Origin of the sequence: Asanoa sp. NPDC050611 (assembly GCF_040654855.1) — a bacterium.
In the GTDB taxonomy this organism is placed as follows: Bacteria; Actinomycetota; Actinomycetes; order Mycobacteriales; family Micromonosporaceae; genus Asanoa.
The window spans coordinates 1-2,860 of sequence record NZ_JBFAIU010000559.1 but is presented as its reverse complement, the minus strand read 5'-3'; the positions used below and the strand labels follow the sequence as shown (position 1 = coordinate 2,860).

Below are 2,860 nucleotides of genomic sequence, written 5' to 3'. Positions count from 1 at the left end.
GGCGACCGGGCGGTGCTCGGCCCGGGACAGCTCGCACGCCTCGGCGACGCGGGACGCCTCGAGCGCGTCGCGGACCGTGCACGGCGACGGCCGCTGCCCGCGGGCGACGTCCGCGAACGCGGTCAGCTCGGCGCGGTAGGCGGGCTGGAAACGTTCCATGAACGACCACGTGCGTGGGCCGCGTGGGAAGTCCACGCCCTCCTCGGCCGAGTCCAGGGCGAGCGAGTGGTCGAGCCCGACGGCGATGCTGCCGCGTTCGCCGAAGACCTCCATGCGCACGTCGTGGCCGCCGCCGTTGTAGCGGGTCGAGGAGACGAGCGCGAGCGTCCCGTCGTCGAGGGTCAGCACGGCCGCGCCGGTGTCGACGTCGCCGGCCGCGGCGAAGAAGTCGGCGCCCTTGTTGGCGCCGGTCGCGTAGACGGTCGCGACCTCGCGCCCGGTGACGAACCGGAGGATGTCGAAGTCGTGCACGTTGCAGTCGCGGAAGATGCCCCCGGAGGTCGGGATGTACGCGGCGTGCGGCGGCGCCTGGTCGTGCGTGTTGGCCCGGATCGTGTGCACGAAACCCAGCTCGTCGCTCGCCACGGCGGCGCGCGCCCGCTGGTAGCCGGCGTCGAAGCGGCGCTGGAAGCCGACGTGCACCGGCACCTCGCCGGCCTCCACCAGGTTGGCCAGCTCGATGGTCTCGTCGAGGGTGGCCGCGACGGGCTTCTCGCAGAACGTCGGCACGCCCGCTTCGATGCCCGCGCGCAGCAGGGGCGCGTGGCCGGGCGTCGGCGTGGCGATCACGAGGCCGTCGAGGTGGTGCGCCAGCAGGTCGGGTGCGTCGGTCGCGACGGTCGCGCCCACCTCCTCGGCGAGCGTCGTCGCCGCGTCGGGGTTGGCGTCCAGCAGGACGAGGTCGTCGACGAAGTCCAGTGCGGCCAGGGTTCTGGCGTGGAACGCCCCGATCCGTCCGACACCCGCGAGCCCGATGCGCATCCGCTGTCCGTCCCTTGCTGTCGCCTGTGCGTCGGGCTGCCATGTTTGCCGCTGCGCCGATTCGCTGTCAAGGCTTTGTACTAACATACTGCCATGATGACAAGATATTAGCTTGTGGACGCCGGGTGACCGGGCGAGCGCCTAGGATCGAGCTGCCTGGATCGTGCGGGGGAGGCCGAAGCGGTCCAGGTGGATGTTCTCGAAGCGGGTCAGCGCGCTGATCCGGTCGCCGGACAGGGTGAGCACATAGAGGCCCACGCCGTGGCTCTGGCCGCTGCCGGCCCGCAGGTAGGCGCCGAAGGCCGGTTGCCCGTTCGCCCGCGTCGGCACCAGCTCGAAGCGGCGGCCCGCCGCGAAGACGGCCGTGCAGAAGCGGGCGACCGCGTCCCGGCCCACGTACTCGAACGGGATCGGCGGCATCGACATGAAGACGTCGTCGGTGAGCAGCGCGACCAGCGCCGGCACGTCGGCCGACCGCCAGGCCGCGACGAAGCGGGCCACCACCGCGCCGTCCACGGCCGGGCCCGCTGCAGGTGCCGCCGTCGTCGCCGTCGCCGGGAGGGCGGCGCGGGCGCGCTTGAGGGCGCTCTTCACCGACTCGACAGTCGTGTCGAGCATCTCGGCGACCTCGGCGGCGTGGAAGCCGAGCACGTCGCGCAGCAGCAACGTCGCCACCTGGCGCGGCGGCAGCGTCTGCAGCGCCGTGACGAACGCCAGCGAGACCGTCTCCGCCTGCTCGTATGAGGCCTCCGGGTCCAGCAGCGCGTCCGGGATCGGCTCGAGCCAGACCACCTCGCCGAGGCGGGTCGGTTCCGGTGGCTCGACCTTGGGCACGTCCCACTCCTTCGCCGGGCGGCGGGCGGCGGACCGGCGCGCGTTGAGGCAGCGGTTGGTGGCGATCCGGTAGAGCCAGGTCCGCGGCGCCGCCCGGCCCTCGTACCCCGCGATGCCCTGCCATGCCGCCAGCAGCGTCTCCTGCAGGACGTCCTCGGCGTCCTGTATCGATCCGAGCATCCGGTAGCAGTGCACCAACAACTCCCGGCGGTGCGGCTCCGTCAGCTCGCGGAACGCCTCGCCGTCACCGGCCCGCGCGCGGGTGATCACGTCGGCCACGTCTCCCATCCTTTCGCACTAACCGGTACGGACACCGGCGCCGGCCGAAAAGGGGCGGCGCCCCCTTTCGCGGCACCGCGGTGTCGGTACCGGTGACACCGAAAGGAGCAGGGCCATGGGAAAGATCATCGTCAGTCACAACGTCACGCTCGACGGCGTCGGGCAGGACCCGACGGGAGAGGAGGGCTTCGACCGCGGCGGATGGGCCAACCACCTCAGCGACGACGACCGGGCCGCGTGGGCCAAGGTCGAGCACGAGGAGGCCGTGGCGGCGGCCGCCATGCTGCTCGGCGGCCGCAGCTACGACTGGTTCGCGAGCCGGTGGGTGGCGCGGACCGGCGAGTGGGCGGACCGGCTGCGGGAGATGCCGAAGTACGTGGTCTCGACAACCGTGACCGAACTGCCGTGGCCCAACACGACGGTGCTGTCGTTGGACGCCGTCGGCGCGCTCCGGCAACAGGTCGACGGCGACATCGTGGTGTACGGCAGCCGCCGGCTCGCACACGCGCTGTTCGACCTCGGCCTCGTCGACGAGGTGCGGCTGATGGTCTATCCGCACGTGGCGGGCGCCGGTGATCGCGTCCTCGGTGCGACCGCGACCCGCCTGCGCCTGGTCGACGCCCGTACCGTCGGCGACAACCTCGCGTTCCTCACCTACCGGACGCTCTAGCTGTACCCGGTCAGGACGTTGGTAGCGGGCGGGGATGTTGACATAGGGAAAGCCTCCGGTTGGGGTGTGGGTTGTCTAGGACCGCACTCCGCCGGA

The 2,860-nt window shown here is 72.0% G+C and carries 3 protein-coding genes; 1 reads left to right on the top strand and 2 read right to left on the bottom strand.

Annotated features, from left to right (window positions below; translation table 11 throughout):
- Both AB0H87_RS40160 and AB0H87_RS40155 read right to left on the bottom strand, forming a co-directional pair.
- A partial coding sequence (locus AB0H87_RS40160; RefSeq protein WP_360158568.1) for a Gfo/Idh/MocA family oxidoreductase occupies positions 1–981 on the bottom strand: 981 nt, incomplete at its 3' end.
- A 141-nt stretch (positions 982–1,122) separates the two neighbouring features.
- Positions 1,123–2,103: an RNA polymerase subunit sigma-70 gene (locus AB0H87_RS40155; protein ID WP_360158565.1), complete on the bottom strand. Its 981-nt coding sequence runs from the start codon at positions 2,101–2,103 to the stop codon at positions 1,123–1,125.
- Positions 2,104–2,209: 106 nt separating this feature from the next.
- On the opposite strand from AB0H87_RS40155, the gene AB0H87_RS40150 reads away from it, so the two are divergent.
- Positions 2,210–2,764 carry a dihydrofolate reductase family protein gene (locus tag AB0H87_RS40150; protein WP_360158562.1) on the top strand — a complete coding sequence of 185 codons (555 nt, stop codon included), beginning with the start codon at positions 2,210–2,212 and terminating at the stop codon, positions 2,762–2,764.
- The last annotated feature ends 96 nt before the right edge of the window (positions 2,765–2,860 follow it).

Excerpts from the sequence above, each read along its gene's own strand:
- AB0H87_RS40150 (WP_360158562.1), top strand. The coding sequence starts at position 2,210 with ATGGGAAAGATCATCGTCAGTCACAACGTCACGCTCGACGGCGTCGGG.
- AB0H87_RS40155 (WP_360158565.1), bottom strand. The coding sequence starts at position 2,103 with ATGGGAGACGTGGCCGACGTGATCACCCGCGCGCGGGCCGGTGACGGC.